The organism is Oscillochloris sp. ZM17-4 (assembly GCF_019599295.1).
Classification (GTDB): domain Bacteria; phylum Chloroflexota; class Chloroflexia; order Chloroflexales; family Chloroflexaceae; genus Oscillochloris.
Genome location: NZ_JAIEWN010000024.1, coordinates 12,633 through 31,892, shown reverse-complemented (window position 1 = coordinate 31,892; position 19,260 = coordinate 12,633). Strand labels below are relative to the sequence as shown.

Here is a 19,260-nt window from a genome sequence, read left to right as displayed (position 1 = left end):
GCTGGGACGACCCCTGGGTGATCTGCTACACCGGCGGCACCACCGGCACGCCCAAGGGCGCGGTGCTGACCCACGGCAACGTCGCGGCCAACGCGGTGAACACGGTGGCGGGCTGGGGGCTGACGCCCGACGACGTGGCCATCCTGAACTCGCCGCTCTTCCACACCGGCGGGCTGAACGTCTTCACCGCGCCGCTGGTCATGATCGGCGGCTGCTCGATCGTCTGTAGGGGAGTCGATGTCGATCAGGTCTTCCACCTGATCGAGCGGGCCGGGGTGACGATCTACTTCAGCGTGCCGACCGTCTACATCGCCATGCAGCAGCACCCGCGCTGGGCGGGGGCCGACTTCTCCCGGCTGAAGCTGGTGGTCAGCGGCGGCGCGCCCTGCCCCCGGCCGGTCTTCGAGGCCTTCTGGGCGCGCGGGATCGACTTCAAGACCGGCTACGGCCTGACCGAGGCCGGGCCGAACACCTTCGCCTTGCCCGCCGCCGACGTGCGGCGCAAGCCGGGCGCGGTGGGCTTCCCGCTCTTCTACATCGATCTGAAGATCGTGAACGACGCTGGCCAGTCGCTCGGCCCCGGCCAGGTCGGCCAGCTGCTCATCCGTGGGCCGCACGTCTGCGCGGGCTACTGGGGCCGCCCCGCAGAGACAGCGCGGGCGATTATCGATGGCTGGCTGCACACCGGCGACCTGGCCGTGCGCGACGAGGAGGGCTACTACACGATCGTCGGCCGCCTGAAGGACGTGATCATCTCCGGCGGCGAGAACATCTACCCGGCCGAGGTCGAGAGCGCGCTGGCCGGCCACCCCGCCGTGGCCGAGGTGGCCCTGATCGCCGCCCCCGACCCGCGCTGGGGTGAGGTCGGCTGGGCGGTGGCCGTGGCCCGCCCCGACGCGCTGATCGACGCCGACGACCTGCTGGCCTTCGCCGCAGATCGCCTGGCCCGCTACAAGCTCCCCAAGCGGGTGATCGTCGCCGACACCCTGCCCAAGACCGCCGCCGGCAAGGTGGATAAACAATCTCTGGTGCGTATGTACGTGGCCGCGTAGGGGCGCAGCAGTCGCCCCTCGGACAACCGCCGAGGAAGTAGAGATCCCAGGGCGGCTGCTGCGCCCAACCAAGATCACGAAAGGACTCAACGGTGAGTAGTATCCCGACCCTCCCAGGCATCAGCTCGCAGATGGTGGACACCCCCCGGCTCCAGATCCACGCCCTGACCAGCGGGCCGGCCGACGGCACGCCGGTGCTCTTCATCCACGGCAATAACTCCTGCTCGACCTTCTGGGAGGAGACGATGCTGGCCCTGCCCGCAGGCTTCCGCGCTATCGCCTCAGATAACCGCGGCTATGGCGACACCGAGTTTAAGCCGGTGGACGCCACCCGCGGCTGCAATGACTGGGTCGATGACCTGCTCGGCCTGATGGATGCGCTGGGCGTTGACCGCTTCCACGTCGTCGGCCACTCGCTGGGCGGCTCGATCGTCTGGGCCATGCTCGCGGCGGCCCCCGCCCGCCTGCTCAGCGTCACCGTGGCCGCCCCCGGCTCGCCCTACGGATTCGGCGGCACCAAGGACCTGGACGGCACGCCGAGCTGGGACGACTTCGCCGGCTCGGGCGGCGGCCTTGTCAGCGCCGAGTTCGCCCGCCGCGAGGGCGAGGGCGACCGGGGCGAGGAGAATCCGCAGTCGGCGCCGCGCGTGGTGATGAACACCTACTACTGGAAGCCGCCCTTCAAGCCGGCCCGCGAGGAGGAGCTGCTCTCGGGGCTGCTCAGCATCAAGGTGCGCCCCGACAACCACCCTGGCGATATGGTGGCCAGCGAGAACTGGCCGGGCGTCGGGCCGGGCCTGCTTGGGCCGAACAATGCGCTCTCGCCCAAGTACATCGGCGACAGTGTGGCGAAGATCATCGCCGCCGACCCCAAGCCGCCGGTGCTCTGGGTGCGCGGCGCGGACGACCAGATCGTCGGCGACATGAGCCTGTTCGAGATCGGCACCCTTGGCAAGCTGGGGGCCATCCCCGGCTGGCCGGGCGACGAGGCCTTCCCGCCGCAGCCGATGGTCGGCCAGACCCGCCGGGTGCTGGAGCGCTACGCCGAGGCCGGCGGCCGCTTCACCGAGCTGGTGCTGCCCGAGTGCGGCCACACGCCCTACATCGAGAAGCCCGAGGAGTTCAACGCGGCCTTCCACGCGCTGATCGCCGGATTGTAGATTGCAGATTGCAGATTGCAGGTTGGGCGCATCATGGGCCCAATCTGCAATCTGCAATCCAACTTCGCCTTCGCGTCTTCCGCGCCCTTCGCGCCCTTCGCGCCGTTTCGCGTTCGCGTCTTTCGCCAACCTTCGCGTCCTTCGCGTTCCAAACGCCTCGCCTTATAGAGGAGCCCAACCGATGAATGGATCCGCACGCCGCGCCCGCTGGGCGCTCCTGACCCTGGCCCTGGCCGTGATGATGGCCCTGGCCGCCTGCGGCGGCGCGCCCGCCGCCGCCCCCACCGAGCCCGCCGCGACCGAGGCCGCCGAGGCCACTGAGGCCGCCGCCCCGGCCGCGACCGATGCCCCCGCCGCCACCGAGGTCGCCACCGAGGCCGCCGCCCCGGCCGCGACCGATGCCCCCGCCGCCGATGGCGCCCCGATCGTCGTCGGCATGATGACCGACGCCTCGGGCCTGCTCGCCGTCTACGGCCCCATGCTTGAGCGCGGCTTCACGCTGGGCCTCGACTACGCCACCGGCGGCACCAACGCCGTCGCCGGCCACCCCATCCAGGTCGTCACCAAGGACACCGCAAGCACCCCGGAGACGGGCGTCTCCCTGGCCCGCGAGGCGATCGAGAAGGACGGCGCGACGATCCTGGTCGGCGTGCCCAGCTCGCCGGTGGCCCTGGCCATCTCGGGGGTGGCCGCCGAGAACAAGATCGTCTACATCAGCGCGCCCGCCGCCTCCCCGGCGCTCACCGGCGCGAACTTCAACGAGTACACCTTCCGCGCCGGGCGCACCAGCGGCCAGGACGCCCTGACCATGGGCGCGGCCCTGCTGAAGACTGGCACGAAGTTTATCCAGATCGCCCAGGACAACGCCTTTGGCCAGGGATCGGCGGCCGCCTTCTACGCCACCGTCAAGGGCCTGGGCGGCACCTTTGTCACCAACGACGACGACAAGGGCGCCGGCACCGTCTTCGCCCCGGCCGACACCACCGACTTCACGCCCTACATCAACCAGCTGCTCGACTCGGGCGCCGAGGTTCTGATCGTCACCTGGTCGGGCACCGGCTTCGTGCCGATGTTCCAGCAGATGCAGCAGCTCGGCGTCTTCGACGTGATGACCGTCGCCACCGGCTTCGGCGACAACCAGACCATGGCCAAGGGCTACGCCGACGCCGTCGGCTCGGTGGGCGTCAGCGTCTACCACTACAGCCTGTTCGACAACCCGGTCAACAGCTGGCTGGTCGAGCAGCACAAGGCCAAGTTCGGCACCCCGCCCGACCTGTTCACCGAGAGCGGCTTCAACGCGGCGGTGATGCTGGTCAAGGCGCTGGAGGCCACCGGCGGCGACCCGGCCGCCGACGGGATGATCAAGGCGCTGGAGGGCATGAGCTTCGACGGCCCCAAGGGCAGCTACACCATCCGCGCCGAGGACCACGTGCTGCTCCAGCCGATGACCCTGGTCAAGCTGCTGAACACCACCGACCCCGACTTCAAGTTCTTCGAGGTGGCGAGCGCCTTCACGCCCGAGGAGACCGCCCCGCCCTGCGCGGTGCCCGCCGAGATGAATAGATGTAAATAATATATGCCGCATTGCGCGCCGTAGGCGCGCAATGCGGCATATATATTATGTACAAAATAAGGTTTTAGGGCGGCAGCCCTCAGGAGACTCGCGTGACCGACACGATCATCCAGGCCGTGGGCCTGACCCGCCACTTCGGCGGCCTGCGCGCCGTGGACGGCGTGGACATCTCGGTGGCCGCCGGCAGCTTCCACGCGATCATCGGGCCGAACGGGGCCGGCAAGACCACCCTGTTCAACCTGCTGAGCGGCTTCATGAAGCCGACCAGCGGCCAGGTGCTGCTGCGCGGTCGCGACATCACCCGGCTGCCGCTGCACCGCATCGCCCACCTGGGGGTCGGCCGCTCCTTCCAGATCACCAACGTCTTCCCCAGCCTCTCGGTGCTGGAGAACGTGCGCCTGGCGGCCCAGGCCCAGGGCAAAGATAGCCTGAAGATCTGGGCGCGGGCCGCCGCCTTCCGCCGCTACGAGGAGCGCGCCCGCCACGCCCTCGGCCTGGTCGGCCTGGCCGCCCGCGCCGCCGATGTGGCCGCGACCCTGCCCCACGGCGACAAGCGCCGTCTGGAGCTGGCCATCCTGCTCGCCGCCGACTCGGAGCTGCTGCTGCTCGACGAGCCGACCGCCGGCATGGCCACCGAGCAGGTGCCGCTGCTGCTGGAGGTGCTGCGCGGCATCCGCCGCGACACCGGCAAGACCATCCTGCTCGTCGAGCACAACATGGGCGTGGTGATGAGCCTCTCGGACATGATCACCGTGATGCACCAGGGCCGCGTGCTGGCCGAGGGCGGCCCGGCAGACATCGCCGCCAACCCCGCCGTGCAGAGCGCCTACCTCGGGGAGTCCTACCGCCATGCTCCTTAGCGTCGAGTCGATCCAGACCTTCATCGGCCAGTTCCACATCCTGGAGGGCATCAGCCTGGAGGTGCCGTCCGGCAGCATCACCGCGCTGCTGGGCCGCAACGGGGCTGGGAAGACCACCACCCTGCGCTCGATCATCGGCCTGAACCCGCCGCGCACGGGCAGGGTGCTCTTCGACGGCCAGGAGATCCAGGGCCGCCCGGCCTACGAGATCGCCGCCCTGGGCATCGGCTACGTGCCCGAGCACCGCGCGATCTTCCGCGACCTGAGCGTCGAGGAGAACCTGCGCATCGCCGAGCGCCGCAAGGGCGACCTGGCTGGCAAGATCGACTTCATCTACGAGCTGTTCCCCGACCTGAAGCGGCTGGCGAAGCACCCCGGCGGCAAGCTCTCCGGCGGCCAGCAGCAGATGCTGGCGATCGCCCGCGCCCTGGTGCCCGACAACCGCCTGCTGCTGGTGGACGAGCCCAGCGAGGGCCTGGCCCCGATCGTGGTCGAGCAGATCGTCGCCTCGCTGCGCCGGCTCTCCGACCAGATCACCGTGCTGCTGGTCGAGCAGAACTTCCACATGGCCGCCCAGCTCGCCGACCGCTACTACATCGTGGACGACGGCCACACCGCCCACAGCGGCAAGATGGCCGACCTCGCCGGGGACCAGGCGCTGATCACCAGGTACCTGGGGGCCGCCTGACGGCTGCCGCCACCGTAAGGGCGCAGCAGCGCCGCGCTGCTGCGCCCCAGCCCCACCGTAAGGGCGCAGCAGCGCGCCACCGTAAGGGCGCAGCAGCGCGCCACCGTAAGGGCGCAGCAGCGCCCCACCGTAAGGGCGCAGCAGCGCGGCGCTGCTGCGCCCCAACAAGGCCCACAATGACGAACTTCCTCAAGCAAAACCGCCCCCTGATCATCGGCTCCCTGGCCGCCGTGGCCGCGATGGCCTGGGCGCTCAGCCAGTACGAGCCGAAGGTCGCGGCGAGCATCCTGCTCTCGGGGCTGACCCTGGGCGCGCTGTACTTCCTGGTCACCTCGGGGCTCTCGCTGATCTTTGGGCTGATGGACGTGCTGAACTTCGCCCACGGGCTGCTGTTTATGGTCGGCGCGTACATGGGCTACACGCTCTACGCGAACCCGCGCATCCTGCTGAACACGCTGCCGCTGCTGCTGGCGCTGGCCGGCGGGGCCATCCTGGCCCGGCGGGCCGCGCCGATGCTGCCGAAGATCCCGGGCGGCCAGGCCGCGCGCTGGGGCCTGTGGGCGCTGGCCGTGGCCCTTCTTCTGCTGGGCTCCTGGGGCTTCGACCTGGCGCCCCTGGCGAGCACGGGGATCAGCGCCGGCGGCGACGTGCCCACCGCCGAGGCCCAGGAGGCCCTCGGGCTGTTTGTGGGCCGGCTGCTGGCCCTGGCCGCCTCGGGCATCGCCGGCGGACTCGCCCTGGCCCTCGGCCAGCCCTTCGCCGGGCGGTCGCGCGGGCCGCGCGGGCTCGTGCTCGGCGCGGGGCTGCTGGCCTTGGCTCTGCTGATCGCCCCGGCCCGCACCCTCGGCGAGGGGGCCATCCTCGGCCTCTCCTCGAACCTGCGCTTCCTGATCGCCCTGGTGGTGGGCGCGGGCAGCGGCGCGGCCCTGGGCGGCCTGATCGAGTGGAGCCTCATCCGCCCGCTCTACAGCCGGCCGATCTACCAGGTGCTCGTCACCCTTGGCCTGGTGCTCGTCGGCACCGAGCTGGTCAAGGGCGTCTGGGGGCCGACCGGCTACTACATGGACACGCCGGACTTCTTCAGCCAGCGCGGCGAGGCCTGCCCCTCGCCTAACCTGGTGGCCTGGCTGGGCGACCACTGCGCCAGCATCGACGTGCTCGGCCGGCCCTTCCCGAGCTACCGGATCTTCATCATCGCGCTCGGCCTGATCATGTTCGCCGCGATCGCCGTGCTGCTGCGCCGCTCGCGCCTGGGCATGATCATCCGCGCCGGCGTCCAGGACGCCGAGATGGTCCAGGCGCTCGGGATCAACGTGCGCCGGGTCTTCACCATGGTCTTCGCCCTGGGGGCCGGGCTGGCCGCCCTGGGCGGGGTGGCCGCCGCGCCCTTCATCGGGGTGAACCCCGGCATCGGCCAGGAGTTCCAGCTCCAGGCCTTCATCGCCGTGGTGATCGGCGGCATGGGCAGCTACGGCGGCGCGGCCGCCGGCGCCCTGCTGGTCGGCCTGGCCCGCGCCTTCGGCGACCAGATCGTGCTCTCGGGCATCCAGCTGCCCTTCATGGCCGAGGCGGTCAAGTTCTCGCCCTCGATCGCCCGCGCCTCCACCGTGCTGATCATGGCCCTGGTGCTGCTGATCCGGCCCACCGGGCTGTTTGGGAAGAAGGATTGATCGCGTGGGACCGTAGGCCGAAGCATTTGGGATTGTCATTCCGCGACAATCCCAAATGCTTCGGCCCTACACCGGGTGCGCCGGGTGCGCCGGGTGCGCCGAATACACCGGGTACACCGGGTATGCCGGATATGCCGGATATGATGGATATAATACCGATGATTCGAAAAATCCCCCCCGCCGGCTGGGCCGGCGCCGCCCTGGTGGCCGGCCTGTGCCTGTTCCCCTTCGCCATGGCTCTGATCACCGGCCAGCCGGTGGGCGAGGGCGCGCCCAAGTTCTGGCAGGGCATGCTCATCCAGGTCTTCATCCTGGCCGTCTACGCCATGAGCTACGACCTGCTGATGGGCTACACCGGCATCCTCTCCTTTGGCCACGCCCTGTTCTTCGGCACCGGCTCCTACGTGCTGGGCATGATGCTCAAGCACGCCGGCTGGCCGCTCTGGCAGGCCGCGCTGATGATCGTCGTGGTGGCCGTGGCCCAGAGCCTGATCGTCGGCGTGCTCTCGCTGCGGGTCAGCGGGGTCTACCTGACCATGGTGACGCTGGCCTTCGCGCAGATGTTCTTCATCCTGGCCGAGGCGACGGACTTCCGCGAGTGGACGGGGGCCGAGGACGGCTTGCAGGGCATCCCCATCCCGTCCTGGATCAGCCCGACCGACCAGCGCCTGCGCTTCTACTTTGTGGCCCTGGGCTTCGCCCTGGTCATGTACCTGCTGGCCCGTCGGGTGGTCAGCTCGCCCACCGGCGCGGTGATGGTGGCCATCCGCGAGAACGAGCCGCGGGCGCGCATGCTGGGCTACAACACCTTCGTCTACAAGCTGATCGCGATCACGATCTCGGGGGTGATGGCGGCGCTGGCCGGGGGTATGAACGCGATCTGGAACCTGAACGCCAACACCGCGATGCTGGGCGTGGGCACGACGATCAACGCGCTGCTGATGACGATCATCGGCGGGGCGGGCTCGCTGGTCGGGCCGATGCTGGGCGCGGGCGTGCTGCAGCTGCTCGGCTACTGGCTGAACGCCGCCTTCGGCCCGCGCTGGCCGCTGATCTTCGGCGTGGTCTACATCCTGATCGTGCTGTTCTTCCCCTACGGCCTGGTGGGCACCTGGCGGCTGCGCGGCGCCGGGCTGCTGGCGCTCTGGCGGCGCCGGCTCGGCGAGGCCCGCCAACAGGTGTAGGGCTGCCGCCCTAAAACCTGATATAGTTTGCGGTGCAATGGCCAGCGAAGCTGGCCATTGCACCGCAAACTATGAGTGTGCAGGAGGTGCGCCTATGGGCGTTGCGCCCGCGAGCTCGCCCAGCGAGCTGATCGTCTACGCCTGCCCCGCCGGCCCGCTGGCCGCGCAGGTCGCGTCCTTCTACGCGGCCAGCCGGGCGCGATTCGGCCCGAACAGCGCCCACGCCTACCCGCCCCACATCACGCTCACCGGCTTCTTCCACGATGACGCCGAGTCGATCCCGCGCTACCTCGCCGCTCTGGGGGCCGCCCGCGAGCGGGCCGTGGCCGCCCGGCCCGCGACGCCGGTCACGATCCGCGAGCTGGCCTTCCTCGACACCTTCCACGGCCTGCTGATCGACTCGCCCTGGCTGGAGGCGCTCGCCGCCGACTTCGCCGCCACGGTGGAATCGCCCTCGCGCCGCGACGATCTGCGCCTGAAGAGCTGGCTGCACCTCAGCCTGGCCTACGGCTTTCGCCCCGAGGACGGCCCGGCCCTGGCCGATATGGCCGCGAGCATGGTGGATGTCAGCGCGCCGGTGTCCTGGGAGCTGCGGCTCTACGAGCGGCTGTCCGACGGCGGCTGGGCCTGCCACGGAGAGTGGGATATCACCGCGTAGGGACACTATAGATGTGATCTATGAGTCCCGCCTGCGGCGAAGCGAAGGGTCCCGGCCGGGACCCTTCGCCGTGCGGCGCTCACCGGCCCTACCACAAATGGTGAACCAGCGGTCGGATGCGGCGGTTGTACACGTCCTCGACGGCGGCCATGGTGTCGACGTCGAGCGGCGGCAGCGCGGCGGCGGCCGCATTCTGCTCGACCTGGGCGGGGTTCTTGCCGCCAGGGATGGCGCAGGTGACCGCGTCGAACATCGTGATCCAGCGCAGCGCCAGCTGGGCCAAGGTCGCGCCGGGCGACACCAGCGGGCGCAGCTCCTCCACCGCCTGCAGACCCGCCTCGTAGTCCACCCCCGAGAAGGTCTCACCGCGGTCGAATGCCTCGCCGTGGCGGTTAAAGCTGCGGTGGTCGTCGGCGGCGAACCGGCTATCCAGGCGCAGCTTGCCGGTCAGCAGGCCGCTGGCAAGCGGCACGCGCGCGATGATACCCACCTTGCGCGCGCGGGCTGCGGGGAACAGCTCGTCGGCCGGCTTGCGCCTGAAGGCGTTGAAGATGATCTGCACGCTCTGCACATTGGGGCGCTGGATGGCCCGCAGCGCCTCATCGACCCGCTCCACGCTCACGCCGTAGAAGCGGAGCTTGCCCTCGGTCACCAGGTCGTCGAGCGCCCCGTAGACCTCGTCGTTATCGTAGACCTCGGAGGGCGGGCAATGGAGCTGCAGGAGGTCGAGCGCCTCGACCTCGAGGTTCTTCAGGCTGCGCTCGACAAATGTGCTCAGGTTGGCCTTGGTGTAGCCAGATGCCACATGGGGGTCAAGCCGGCGACCGGCCTTTGTCGCGACGAAGAACGGCTCGCTGCGCTCGCGGCGCAGCCGGGCGATCATGCGCTCGCTGCGCCCGTCGCCATACACGTCGGCGGTATCGATGAAGTTGATGCCCAGATCGAGGGCCCGGTGCAGCGCGGCCATCGCATCGGACTCGCTCACGTCGCCCCAACTGCCGCCGATCGCCCAGGCCCCGAAGCTGATGCTCGACACGGCCAACCCTGTGCGCCCAAGCTCGCGGTACTCCACTATGGTTCTCCTCTGCTCGTATCCCCTCGGAGCTCGTCGGGGTTGCCACGAGAGTATAGCAGAGGCTGAGCCTACGCGCTTTCCCGCTGCCGTGCCGGTGGGGCTTGACCCAGGACTTATTCGCGCTAACAAAAATTTCCACTTCCCTAATCGGAACCCGCTCGGCCATCGTAGCTTACTATAGAACTGGCCTATGATATCTACGTATCAGCCGGAGGCAGCGCAGATGGGTTTGATGGGATTCATGCCCGGCGACGGCAAGCGGAGGAGTCTCGACCATGCGAATCGGCTATGCCCGCGGGGAGATCCGGCGCATCAAGGCGCATCTGCGGGGCATGGGGCAGGCGGTCGAGGATCTGCTAGACGACGAGGGCGCGTAGCGCAACGCGGGGATGCCGAGGCAGCGCCAGCTCACCCCCAACCCGCTCTTCACCGGCCGGCGCGGGTGCGGCGGGCGCGCCCCTACCCGTACTTCCTGACAAACCCCTCGATATCGAGCAGGTCGGCGAAGCGCGCCTCCAGCGTGGCCCGGTCCCAGTCCCACCAGGCGATCCGCAGCAGGGCCGCGACAACATCCGCATCGAAGCGCGGGCGCAGCGGGCGGGCCGGCACGCCCACGGCGATGGTGTAGGGCGGCACATCGTGCGTCACCACCGCGCCGGAGCCGACCACCGCGCCGCTGCCGACGCTCACCCCCGGCATGATGATCGCCCCGTGGCCGACCCAGACATCGTGGCCGATCTCGCAGCGGTGGGATCGCCGCCACTCGAAGAAGCCCTCGTCGTCGGGGCCGAAGCCGTACTGGCTGCGCCGGTAGGTCATGTGGTGCTGGGTGACGCGGCCCATCGGGTGGTTGCCGGGGTTGATCCGCACGTGCGAGGCGATCGAGCAGAACTTGCCGACGGTCGCGTAGACGATCTGGTTATCGCCGGCGCAGTAGCTGTAGTCGCCGAAGTCGCTCTCGGCCATGTGCGTGTCTGGGCCGATCTCCGTCCAGCCGCCCACCCGGCAGTCCACCAGGATCGCCGTGGGGTGGATGGTCGGCTCGGGGCCGAGCGGCGTCTTCGCGCCCATGCGCAGGATGTCGGGGAAGAGGTCGATCTGGCGCATATGAGTCACCTACCTTCCCGCCATGGCGGCGTCCCAGTAGATCGGCACGCCGGCGCGGATGGCCGCGCGCACCCTGGGGCGCGGGCCGTCCTCGACCAGGGCCAGGTCGGCGCTGAGCCCCTCGGCGATCCGGCCGCGGTCGTCCAGGCCGAGGGCGGCGGCCGGGCCGGCGCTGACCAGGGCCACAGCGGCGGGCAGGCCCAGCGCGCCGGAGGCGGCCAGGCCGAAGGCCGCCTGCACCAGGGTGGCCGGGTGGTAGTCGGCGGCCAGGGCGTCCACCACGCCGGCGTCGATCGCCTCGCGGGCGCTGATGTTGCCCGAGTGCGAGCCGCCGCGCAGGGCGTTCGGCCCGCCCATGATCACGTGCATGTCGCGGCGGCGGGCCTCCTGGGCCGCCTCCAGCGTCACCGGGAACTCGCTGATCGTGGCGCCCAGGCTGGACACCAGATCGACCTTCTCCAGGGTGTCGTCGTCGTGCGAGGCGATCGGCAGGCCCATGTCGCGCGCCAGGGCCGCGATGTCGCGGGCGATCCCCCAGCGCCCCATCAGGTCGCCGGCCTTCGCCAGGCGCTCGCGCAGCTCCTCCTCGATATGGCCGGGGTCCACCCGCCGCCACTTGGCCATAAAGCTGATGTACTGCTCGATGTTGCGGTACTGGCCCTGGCCGGGCGTGTGGTCCATCAGCGAGAGCATCTGGATCTGGCCGGCCTCGATCAGCTCGGCCAGCAGCGGGGCCACCGTGGGCGTGGAGACCTCGAAGCGGGCGTGGATGCGCAGGTCGGTGAGCAGATCGGGGCGCATGCGGCCCAGCTCGCGCACCACCTGCTGCACCATCGCCTCGCCGCGCACGCTCTCGGGCCGGTCGACATCCCAGAACGAGAGCGCCGCGTAGGCCGTGGTGACGCCGGCTGCGGCCAGGCGCTTGTCGAGCTCGTGGACGGCCATATCGACGGGGAAGAAGGAGCCGGGGCGCGGCTCGATCTCGCGCTCCAGCATATCGCCGTGCAGGTCGATGATGCCGGGGATGGCCGTCAGCCCAACCCCGTTCACCCTGCGGCCCGTGTGCCTGGGCGCATCGCCCGCATACACCCCGGCGATCCGGCCCCCCTCCAGCAGCAGCGCGCCGCCCTCGATCACCGCATCCGCCAGCACAACCCGGAGATTCGTTATCAGCATATCATCCCCTCATAGGGGCACCCCAACGTGGGTGCCCGCGCCCGCGCCCGCGCGGATCATCCCACCGCATTCAGCACCACCTCATTATCCACCAGGTCGTGTACATCCTCGATATGGTGGAAGACCCCGATCATCGCCACGCCCTCGGCCTTGAGGGCGGCCAGCCGCTCGCGCAGGGCCGCGCGGGCGACCGGGTCGAGCGCGGCGTTCGGCTCGTCGAGCAGCAGCAGGCGGCGCGGGGCGATCAGGGCGCGGGCCAGGTTGATCTTCTGCTGCTCGCCGCCCGAGAAGGTGCTCGGGTAGGCCGGCCAGATCGACTCCTTCAGCCCGAGCCGGCCCAGCCAGTCGCCCGCCCGCGCGCGGGCCTCGCCGGAATCCGCCCCGGCGGCCAGCAGCGGCTCCATCACCAGCTCGATCGCGCTCACCCGCGGGCGCGGGCGCAGGAACTGTGAGACGTAGCCGATCTCGGTCTTCCTGAGCAGCGCGATGTCCACCTCGGCGGCGCGGGCCAGGTCCACCTCGCCGTGGGCCGAGCGGTAGATCGCGTGGCCCGCGCTCGGCAGGTAGGTGCGGTAGAGGCAGCGCAGCAGCGACGACTTGCCCACGCCGTTCTGCCCGCGCGCCACCAGCAGCTCGCCCGGCCGCAGCTGGAAGGAGACGTTGGTGAAGGCGGGCACCGCGCGGCCGATCGCGTGGATGGTGAAGGTCTTTGAGAGGTCGTGGACGGTGAGGAGGTTCATGTGTGTGGCGTAGGGACGCAGCGCGCTGCGTCCCTACAGGTTCTACAATTTCGCGTGTACCAGCTGCTGCGTGTAGGGGTGCTGCGGGTCATCGAGCACCTGGTCGGCCAGGCCGTGCTCCACCACGTGGCCGCCGCGCATCACCATCACCCGGTCGGCCAGCGTGCGGATGACGCCCAGGTCGTGCGAGACGACGATGGTGGCGATGCGCCGCTCGCGGCGCAGGCGCAGCAGGGTGTCGAGCACCAGGGCCTGGACCGAGACATCGAGGCCGGTGGTCGGCTCGTCGAGCAGGAGCAGGGCCGGGCGCATGGCGATCGCCTTGGCCAGCTGGACGCGCTGCTGCATGCCGCCCGAGAGCACCCTGGGCGGGTCGTCCAGCCTGTCCAGCGGGAACTCTGAGGCGGCCAGCGAATCGCGGGCCGCCGCGCGCAGGCTGGCGAAGCGGCGCTCGCCGGCCATGATCAGCCGCTCGGCCACGTTGCCGCCGCTGCTCGCCCCCATGCGCAGGCCCATGTGCGGCTGCTGGTAGACGATGCCGATCTGGCTCACCCGCAGCTCGCGCCGCCGGTAGCGGTCCAGCCCCAGCAGGTTCTCGCCCGCGTAGGCCGCCAGGTCCAGCCGGTAGTCGCCGGCGTCGGCCGGCTCCTCCAGGTTCAGCAGGCGCAGCACCGTGCTCTTGCCCGAGCCCGACTCGCCCACGATGCCCAGCGTCTCGCCGGGGTAGACCTCCAGGCTCACCCCCTCAACCGCCGTCACCCGCCCGTAGGTCTTGCGCAGCTCGCGCGCCGTCAGCAGCGGGCGGCCGTCGCTCAGGCGCGGCGGGTCGAATGTTCGTGGTTCCAATGTCATGAATCGCCATCCCCCCGCCCCCGGATCACCCCCGGCATCCAGAAGCGGCCCTGGTCATCGTAGTAGGTCGGGCCGATCGCAGTCGGCTCGCCGCGCGCCGCCGCGAGCAGCTTCTCCACATAGCCGGTGTCGGAGATGCGGAAGCGCGATCCGCCGCCGGGCTGGGGCAGCTCGTCCATAAACTTCTGGGCGGCCCCCGTGATCATGCAGACCCGGCCGGCCTGGTCCTCGACCTGGAAGAAGACATCGTCGAACTCGATCGGGCGCACGTCGGTGTAGGGCGGCACCGCGTAGAGCCGCTTCTCGCGCCCCGCCGAGAGGATGGTCAGGTGGGCCGACTGGTGCAGGGCCGGCGTGTCCCAGCGCGGGATGGGGCTGGGGCTCATCAGGTAGCGCCGGTTGACGATGACGGGGTAGCTGGCGCCCTGCATAAAGCGGCCGAAGCGCACCAGCTGCTCGTAGAGGCTCAGCCACATCTGGGCGTAGTCGGCGTCGGCGTGCATCTCGCGGGCCTGCGAGCTGTCGGGCTGCACCGCGCGCAGCGGCTCCGGGTCGGGCACCTGGAGCACCAGCAGCTGGCCCTCGGCCAGGCGCTCCTCGGGCACCCGGTGGCGGCTCTGGATGATCGTCGCCCTGGCGGTGTCGGTCGTCGTCTCGACCCCGGTCATGCGGGCGATGAAGCGGCGCAGGTTGGCCGCGTTCACCGAGTCGTCGGCGCCCTGGTCGATCACCTTCACCACATCCTGCGGGCCGGCCACGCTGAGCGTGGCCTGCAGGCCGCCGGTGCCCCAGCCGCGGGCGATCGGCAGCTCGCGGCTGGCGTAGGGCACCTGGTAGCCCGGGATGGCGATCGCCTTCAGGATGCGCCGGCGCAGCTCGCGGCGGGCGAAGGCGTCCAGGAAGCCGTAGCTGTAGTCCTGGCGCGGGTGGGTCAGCTCTGCGAGGGTCATTTCGCCTCCCCGGCCGAGGGGGTGGCTTCAGGGAGGGTTTCACCCTCCCTACGACCCTCCCCGGCGGCCTTGCGCAGGTTATCCAGCGCGCTGCCGAAGGTCACATAGTGCGGCAGCTTGTAGTGGATGCAGAAGCCCGAGGACTCGACCGGCTCGGTGTGGTAGAGCACAAACTCCTCGCGGTGGGCCGGGTGCGGGTCGGGCGCGCTCATCTCCAGGTCGAGCATGGCCCCGGCGATCGTCTTGACCTCATTCCAGCCGATCGTCGCGGTGAAGCCCAGGCGCAGCGGCGACTCGCCGGGCTTGCCGGCGCCGGTGTCCACCACCTCGGCCTGGCTGACCCGCACGCGCCCGGCGCTGAAGGCGACGCCCGTGACCGGGTGGCGCAGCGTCAGCTCGGCGTAGCCCAGGCGCAGCTCGTTCACCGTGGGGTGGCTCATGCCGTAGCCGCGCATGCTGGCGTAGCCGAGGGCCAGCACCCCGCCGGTGTCGGCGCGGGCCAGCGACTGCAGCCGGTGGGCGCGCGGCGCGGGGAAGCTGATCGGCTCGCGGGTCACGTCCGGCAGCCCCGCCGGGTCGGCCGGCTCGCCCGCAGGCAGCGGCTCCAGCAGCCCCTCGGCGCGCTGCCAGTCGGCCACCGCCGGTAATGTTGAATGTTGAATGTTGAATGCTGAATGTTCGTCTGCGCTGCTCGTCTCCTGCTCGGAGGGCAATTCAACATTCAACATTCCTAATTCAACATTCTGACCGTCGAGGACGCCGAGCTTGAGCAGGCGGTGGCTGTAGTCCAGGCTGGGGCCGAGGATCTGGCCGCCGGGGATGTCCTTGAAGGCGGCGGAGATGCGGCGCACGGTGCGCAGCTCGCCCTGGCGCACGGGCTGGGCGTAGGCGATGCGCGGCTGGGTGCTGCGGTAGGCCCGCAGCAGCAGCACCGCCTCGTAGAGGTCGCCGCCGGTCTGGGCCAGGGCCAGGGCGGCCAGCTCGGGCGCGTAGAGCGATCCCTCGCCCATGACTCGGTCCACCAGGTAGGGCAGCTGGCGCTCGATGGCGCGCACCAGCTCGCCGCTCAGCGGGCCGCTCAGCCGGCCGTGCAGCTCCTCGGAGGCCGCGATCGCCCGCTCGCCGCCGCGGGCCGCTACATAGGCCATGGCAGCACCTCCACGGCGGTGGTGCGCGGCACGCCGAGCACCAGCTCGCCGGCCACCAGGAACAGGTCCCATCCCAGCGGCGCGCGGACGGTCGCGGCGCGCAGCTCCCACAGCTCGTCGGGCAGGCCGCCGACCAGCACCTCGCAGGAGCCGGCGATGCCGGGGCCGCTCAGGCGCAGGCGCGCGCCCTGGCCGATGGCGCAGCCGACCACCACCGTCGCGCCGAGGTCGGGCGCGGCGTGGCTGCCCACCGGGGCGGCGGCGAGCAGCTCCAGCTCGGCGGGGCCGAGGCGCGGGTAGAACTGGTAGGGCGCGGCGGCGGCGGGCAGGCCGCGCCCGCCGGTGCGGGCCAGCCGGGCGGCCAGGGCGGCGTCGGGCGTGAAGAAGCCGGTCTCCAGGTCGACCAGGGTCTCGCCGATCAGGCCGAGGGCGTCCGGCCCGGCGGCGGGCAGGCGCGCGGGGCGGCCGGGGTAGCTCAGCGCCCACATCAGCGCCGTGAAGGCGGCGTGCTGGCGGGCGTCGGCCGGGCTCATCATCGGTGCGGCCATATTAGAATGTCTCCAGCTCGACGCGGGTGCGCTCCACCTGCTGGCCGAGGGCCTCGTCCTCGGCGGCCAGGGCGGCGGCCTGCGCCTCCACAAACGCCTCGACGCGCCCCAGCTCGACCCCGCCGGCGTTGGCCGCGTCGAGCAGGGCGATCGCCAGGGCCAGCTCCAGGTCGCGGCCCATGCAGGCCGCGTAGCCCTCGGCCCCGCCGGCCCGCACCCGCGCCTCGGCGATCAGCACCTCGCCCAGGTAGAACGCCTCGTCGCGCACCGTCTCCTCCATCGGCAGCATGGCCAGGCCGGTGCGGTTCTCCCGCACCGTGATCGGCTCCAGCGCCGGGATGAGGTCCTCGACAAACGCCTTCACCGCGCCGGAGTCGGCGCGGGCCAGGGTGGAGAGTAGCGTATGTTGATCCATCAGGGGATTATATACTCATCGCCGCTTAGACAAGGGCGGACACATTCTGCCTATACTGCCCGAGGCAGGTTAACCCGCTGATGTCGGCAGGCTAAGGGGCGGTGGTGGTGAGGCTAAGGCGGGGTTAAGGCGGCGTGAAGATCCGTGCGGGTCGGGCCGCCGGCCGATGGTTTACCCCGCAACGATATAGACAGATACGCCCTCAGCGCGTACAATGGCGGCTAGTCGCCTGGCTAGCGGGGCAAGGGCGCTCCTGAGGAGCCTCGCCGGGCGGAGCAGCGGGCAGATATGCGGCACGGCCCGCGCCGCACTGAAGAATGAGGAGCGTACATGGTTCGGCTGGAGAGCGAGATCCTGTTCACGCCTATCCCTGATCGCATCACGCGGCTGCGCGATCTGGCCTACAACCTCTGGTGGGCGTGGCACCCCGAGGCCCAGGACCTCTACCGCGAGATCGACCCCGACCTGTGGGAGCTGGTCTACCACAACCCCGTCGACTTCCTGCGCGACGTGCGCCAGCGCAAGCTGGAGGAGTCCGCCGTCAGCCCGGCCTACCTGCAGAAGTTCGACGCGGTGCTCAAGAGCTTCGACTCCTACATGGGCCTGAGGAAGACCTGGTTCCGCAAGCACTACCCCGACGCCAAGGACACCCAGATCGCCTACTTCAGCGCCGAGTTCGGCATCCACGAGTCCCTGCCGATCTACTCCGGCGGCCTCGGCATCCTCTCGGGCGACCACGTGAAGGAGGCCAGCGACATGGGCCTGCCCTTCGTGGCCGTCGGCTTCATCTACCCCCAGGGCTACTTCCGCCAGCGCCTTGACCAGAGCGGCTGGCAGTTCGCCGAGTATAACAAGCTCAACTTCGCCGATGTGCCGGCCATCCCCGCCCTCGACCCCGAGGGCAAGGAGGTGGTGATCGAGGTCGAGCTGCCCGGCCGCACGATCTACGCCAAGGTCTACACGTTCGCGGTCGGCCGGGTCTCGCTGCTGCTGATGGACACTGACATCCACCCAAACAGCCCGCAGGACCGCGAGCTCTCGGCGCGGCTCTACGGCGGCGACCAGGAGATGCGCGTGTCGCAGGAGCTGGTGCTTGGCGTCGGCGGCGTGCGCGCCCTGCGCCGCCTCGGCTATAAGCCCAGCGTCTGGCACATGAATGAGGGCCACTCGGCCTTCCTGGTGCTGGAGCTCTGCCGCGAGCTGGTGGCCGAGGGCATGAGCTTCGAGGATGCCATGGCCGAGGTGAAGCAGCACTGTGTCTTCACCACGCACACGCCCGTGCCCGCCGGGAACGACGCCTTCCCCCTGCCGATGATCGAGAAGTTCTTCTGGAACTACTGGCCCCAGCTCAACCTGACCCGCGACGAGTTCATGGCGATCGCCCAGCAGGAGCAGCAGTGGGGGCCGACCTTCGCGATGACCGCGCTGGCCCTGCGCCTCTCGGACTACCACAACGGCGTGAGCCAGCTCCACGGCCACGTGGCCCGCGGCATGTGGCAGTGGCTCTACCCCGGCAAGATCCAGGACGAGGTGCCGATCGGCGCGATCACCAACGGCGTCCACACGGCCTCATGGCTCGCCCCGAGCATCCGCCAGCTCTTCACCTCCTACCTGGGGAAGACCTGGGAGGACAACCTGGACGACCCGAAGGTCTGGAAGAAGGTCTACCAGATCCCCGACGAGGTGCTCTGGAACACCCGCCAGGGCCTCAAGAAGGATCTGATCGCGTTCGCGCGGCAGCGGCTCGTCCAGCACTACCGCCACCTCGGCATGCCGGCGCCGGTCTGGCCGGTGCTTGAGGAGGGCATCCTGACGATCGGCTTCGCCCGCCGCTTCGCCACCTACAAGCGGGCCACCCTGGTCTTCAAGGATATCGAGCGCCTGAAGTACTTGCTGAACCGGCCCGACCGGCCGATGCAGATCATCTTCGCCGGCAAGGCCCACCCCAAGGACGACCCGGGCAAGCACTTCATCCAGCACGTCTACCAGCTGGCCCAGCAGCCCGGCCTGTCCGGGCGGATCATCTTCCTGGAGGAGTATGACATGGCGGTGGGCCGCGCCCTCACCCAGGGTGTGGATGTGTGGCTGAACAACCCGCGCCGGCCCCACGAGGCCAGCGGCACCAGCGGCATGAAGGCCAGCCTCAACGGCGCGCCCAACTGCTCGATCCTCGACGGCTGGTGGCCCGAGGCCTTCAACGGCAAGAACGGCTGGGCGATCGGCGAGGAGCGCGAGTACGACAACCTCGACGAGCAGGACTGGATGGACTCCCAGTCGCTCTACCAGATCCTGGAGAACGAGATCATCCCGCGCTTCTACGACGGCCGCACCGAGGCGGGCGTGCCCACGGCCTGGGTGCAGACCTGCAAGGAGGCGATCGCCACCTGCGCCCCGCAGTTCAGCT

General features: G+C 70.1%; 18 protein-coding genes. 9 read left to right on the top strand and 9 right to left on the bottom strand.

Annotated features, from left to right (window positions below; translation table 11 throughout):
* The 8 genes from K2Z83_RS17155 to K2Z83_RS17120 form a co-directional block, all read left to right on the top strand.
* On the top strand, window positions 1–1,052 hold a 1,052-nt coding region (locus K2Z83_RS17155), incomplete at its 5' end, for an AMP-binding protein (protein ID WP_220596412.1).
* Between the two features lie 92 nt (window positions 1,053–1,144).
* Window positions 1,145–2,212 carry an alpha/beta fold hydrolase gene (locus K2Z83_RS17150; protein ID WP_220596411.1) on the top strand — a complete coding sequence of 356 codons (1,068 nt, stop codon included), beginning with the start codon at window positions 1,145–1,147 and terminating at the stop codon, window positions 2,210–2,212.
* Window positions 2,213–2,393: 181 nt separating this feature from the next.
* Entirely contained in the window at window positions 2,394–3,785 is a 1,392-nt protein-coding gene (locus K2Z83_RS17145; RefSeq protein WP_220596410.1) for a substrate-binding domain-containing protein, read from the top strand.
* A 92-nt stretch (window positions 3,786–3,877) separates the two neighbouring features.
* A complete protein-coding gene (locus tag K2Z83_RS17140) occupies window positions 3,878–4,645 on the top strand; it encodes an ABC transporter ATP-binding protein (protein ID WP_220596409.1) in 768 nt (255 codons plus the stop codon).
* Window positions 4,635–5,333: an ABC transporter ATP-binding protein gene (locus K2Z83_RS17135; RefSeq protein ID WP_220596408.1), complete on the top strand. Its 699-nt coding sequence runs from the start codon at window positions 4,635–4,637 to the stop codon at window positions 5,331–5,333. The genes K2Z83_RS17140 and K2Z83_RS17135 overlap by 11 nt, the downstream gene beginning before the upstream one ends.
* A 176-nt stretch (window positions 5,334–5,509) precedes the next feature.
* Complete coding sequence (locus tag K2Z83_RS17130; protein WP_220596407.1) at window positions 5,510–7,003, top strand: branched-chain amino acid ABC transporter permease; 1,494 nt, start codon at window positions 5,510–5,512, stop codon at window positions 7,001–7,003.
* Between the two features lie 158 nt (window positions 7,004–7,161).
* Window positions 7,162–8,187: a branched-chain amino acid ABC transporter permease gene (locus K2Z83_RS17125; RefSeq protein ID WP_220596406.1), complete on the top strand. Its 1,026-nt coding sequence runs from the start codon at window positions 7,162–7,164 to the stop codon at window positions 8,185–8,187.
* Between the two features lie 94 nt (window positions 8,188–8,281).
* Window positions 8,282–8,845 (top strand): hypothetical protein, encoded by a 564-nt coding sequence (locus tag K2Z83_RS17120; protein WP_220596405.1) that lies wholly within the window; start codon window positions 8,282–8,284, stop codon window positions 8,843–8,845.
* 88 nt (window positions 8,846–8,933) lie between these two features.
* Here the strand turns inward: K2Z83_RS17120 and K2Z83_RS17115 are convergent, their stop codons facing one another.
* The 9 genes from K2Z83_RS17115 to K2Z83_RS17075 all read right to left on the bottom strand — a co-directional run bounded on the left by K2Z83_RS17115 (window position 8,934) and on the right by K2Z83_RS17075 (window position 16,856).
* Complete coding sequence (locus K2Z83_RS17115; protein WP_220596404.1) at window positions 8,934–9,917, bottom strand: aldo/keto reductase; 984 nt, start codon at window positions 9,915–9,917, stop codon at window positions 8,934–8,936.
* A gap of 462 nt (window positions 9,918–10,379) precedes the next feature.
* Window positions 10,380–11,027, bottom strand: coding sequence for an acetyltransferase (locus tag K2Z83_RS17110; RefSeq protein ID WP_220596403.1), 648 nt, complete (start codon window positions 11,025–11,027; stop codon window positions 10,380–10,382).
* A gap of 9 nt (window positions 11,028–11,036) precedes the next feature.
* Window positions 11,037–12,203 carry an alpha-D-ribose 1-methylphosphonate 5-triphosphate diphosphatase gene (locus tag K2Z83_RS17105; RefSeq protein WP_220596402.1) on the bottom strand — a complete coding sequence of 389 codons (1,167 nt, stop codon included), beginning with the start codon at window positions 12,201–12,203 and terminating at the stop codon, window positions 11,037–11,039.
* A gap of 56 nt (window positions 12,204–12,259) precedes the next feature.
* Window positions 12,260–12,943, bottom strand: coding sequence for a phosphonate C-P lyase system protein PhnL (locus tag K2Z83_RS17100; protein ID WP_220596401.1), 684 nt, complete (start codon window positions 12,941–12,943; stop codon window positions 12,260–12,262).
* A gap of 42 nt (window positions 12,944–12,985) precedes the next feature.
* The gene (locus tag K2Z83_RS17095) at window positions 12,986–13,795 is read right to left on the bottom strand and encodes an ATP-binding cassette domain-containing protein (protein ID WP_220596400.1); all 810 of its coding nucleotides are present in this window, start codon (window positions 13,793–13,795) and stop codon (window positions 12,986–12,988) included.
* The gene (locus tag K2Z83_RS17090; RefSeq protein WP_220596399.1) at window positions 13,792–14,745 is read right to left on the bottom strand and encodes an alpha-D-ribose 1-methylphosphonate 5-phosphate C-P-lyase PhnJ; all 954 of its coding nucleotides are present in this window, start codon (window positions 14,743–14,745) and stop codon (window positions 13,792–13,794) included. The genes K2Z83_RS17095 and K2Z83_RS17090 overlap by 4 nt, the downstream gene beginning before the upstream one ends.
* Window positions 14,742–15,893 carry a carbon-phosphorus lyase complex subunit PhnI gene (locus K2Z83_RS17085; RefSeq protein WP_220596398.1) on the bottom strand — a complete coding sequence of 384 codons (1,152 nt, stop codon included), beginning with the start codon at window positions 15,891–15,893 and terminating at the stop codon, window positions 14,742–14,744. The genes K2Z83_RS17090 and K2Z83_RS17085 overlap by 4 nt, the downstream gene beginning before the upstream one ends.
* Window positions 15,881–16,441, bottom strand: a complete 561-nt coding sequence (locus tag K2Z83_RS17080; protein ID WP_220596397.1) for a phosphonate C-P lyase system protein PhnH — start codon at window positions 16,439–16,441, stop codon at window positions 15,881–15,883. The genes K2Z83_RS17085 and K2Z83_RS17080 overlap by 13 nt, the downstream gene beginning before the upstream one ends.
* A 1-nt stretch (window position 16,442) precedes the next feature.
* Window positions 16,443–16,856, bottom strand: a complete 414-nt coding sequence (locus K2Z83_RS17075; protein ID WP_220596396.1) for a phosphonate C-P lyase system protein PhnG — start codon at window positions 16,854–16,856, stop codon at window positions 16,443–16,445.
* 330 nt (window positions 16,857–17,186) lie between these two features.
* On the opposite strand from K2Z83_RS17075, the gene glgP reads away from it, so the two are divergent.
* Window positions 17,187–19,260, top strand: a 2,074-nt coding sequence (glgP, locus tag K2Z83_RS17070; RefSeq protein ID WP_220596395.1) for an alpha-glucan family phosphorylase, incomplete at its 3' end; no start/stop codon positions are given.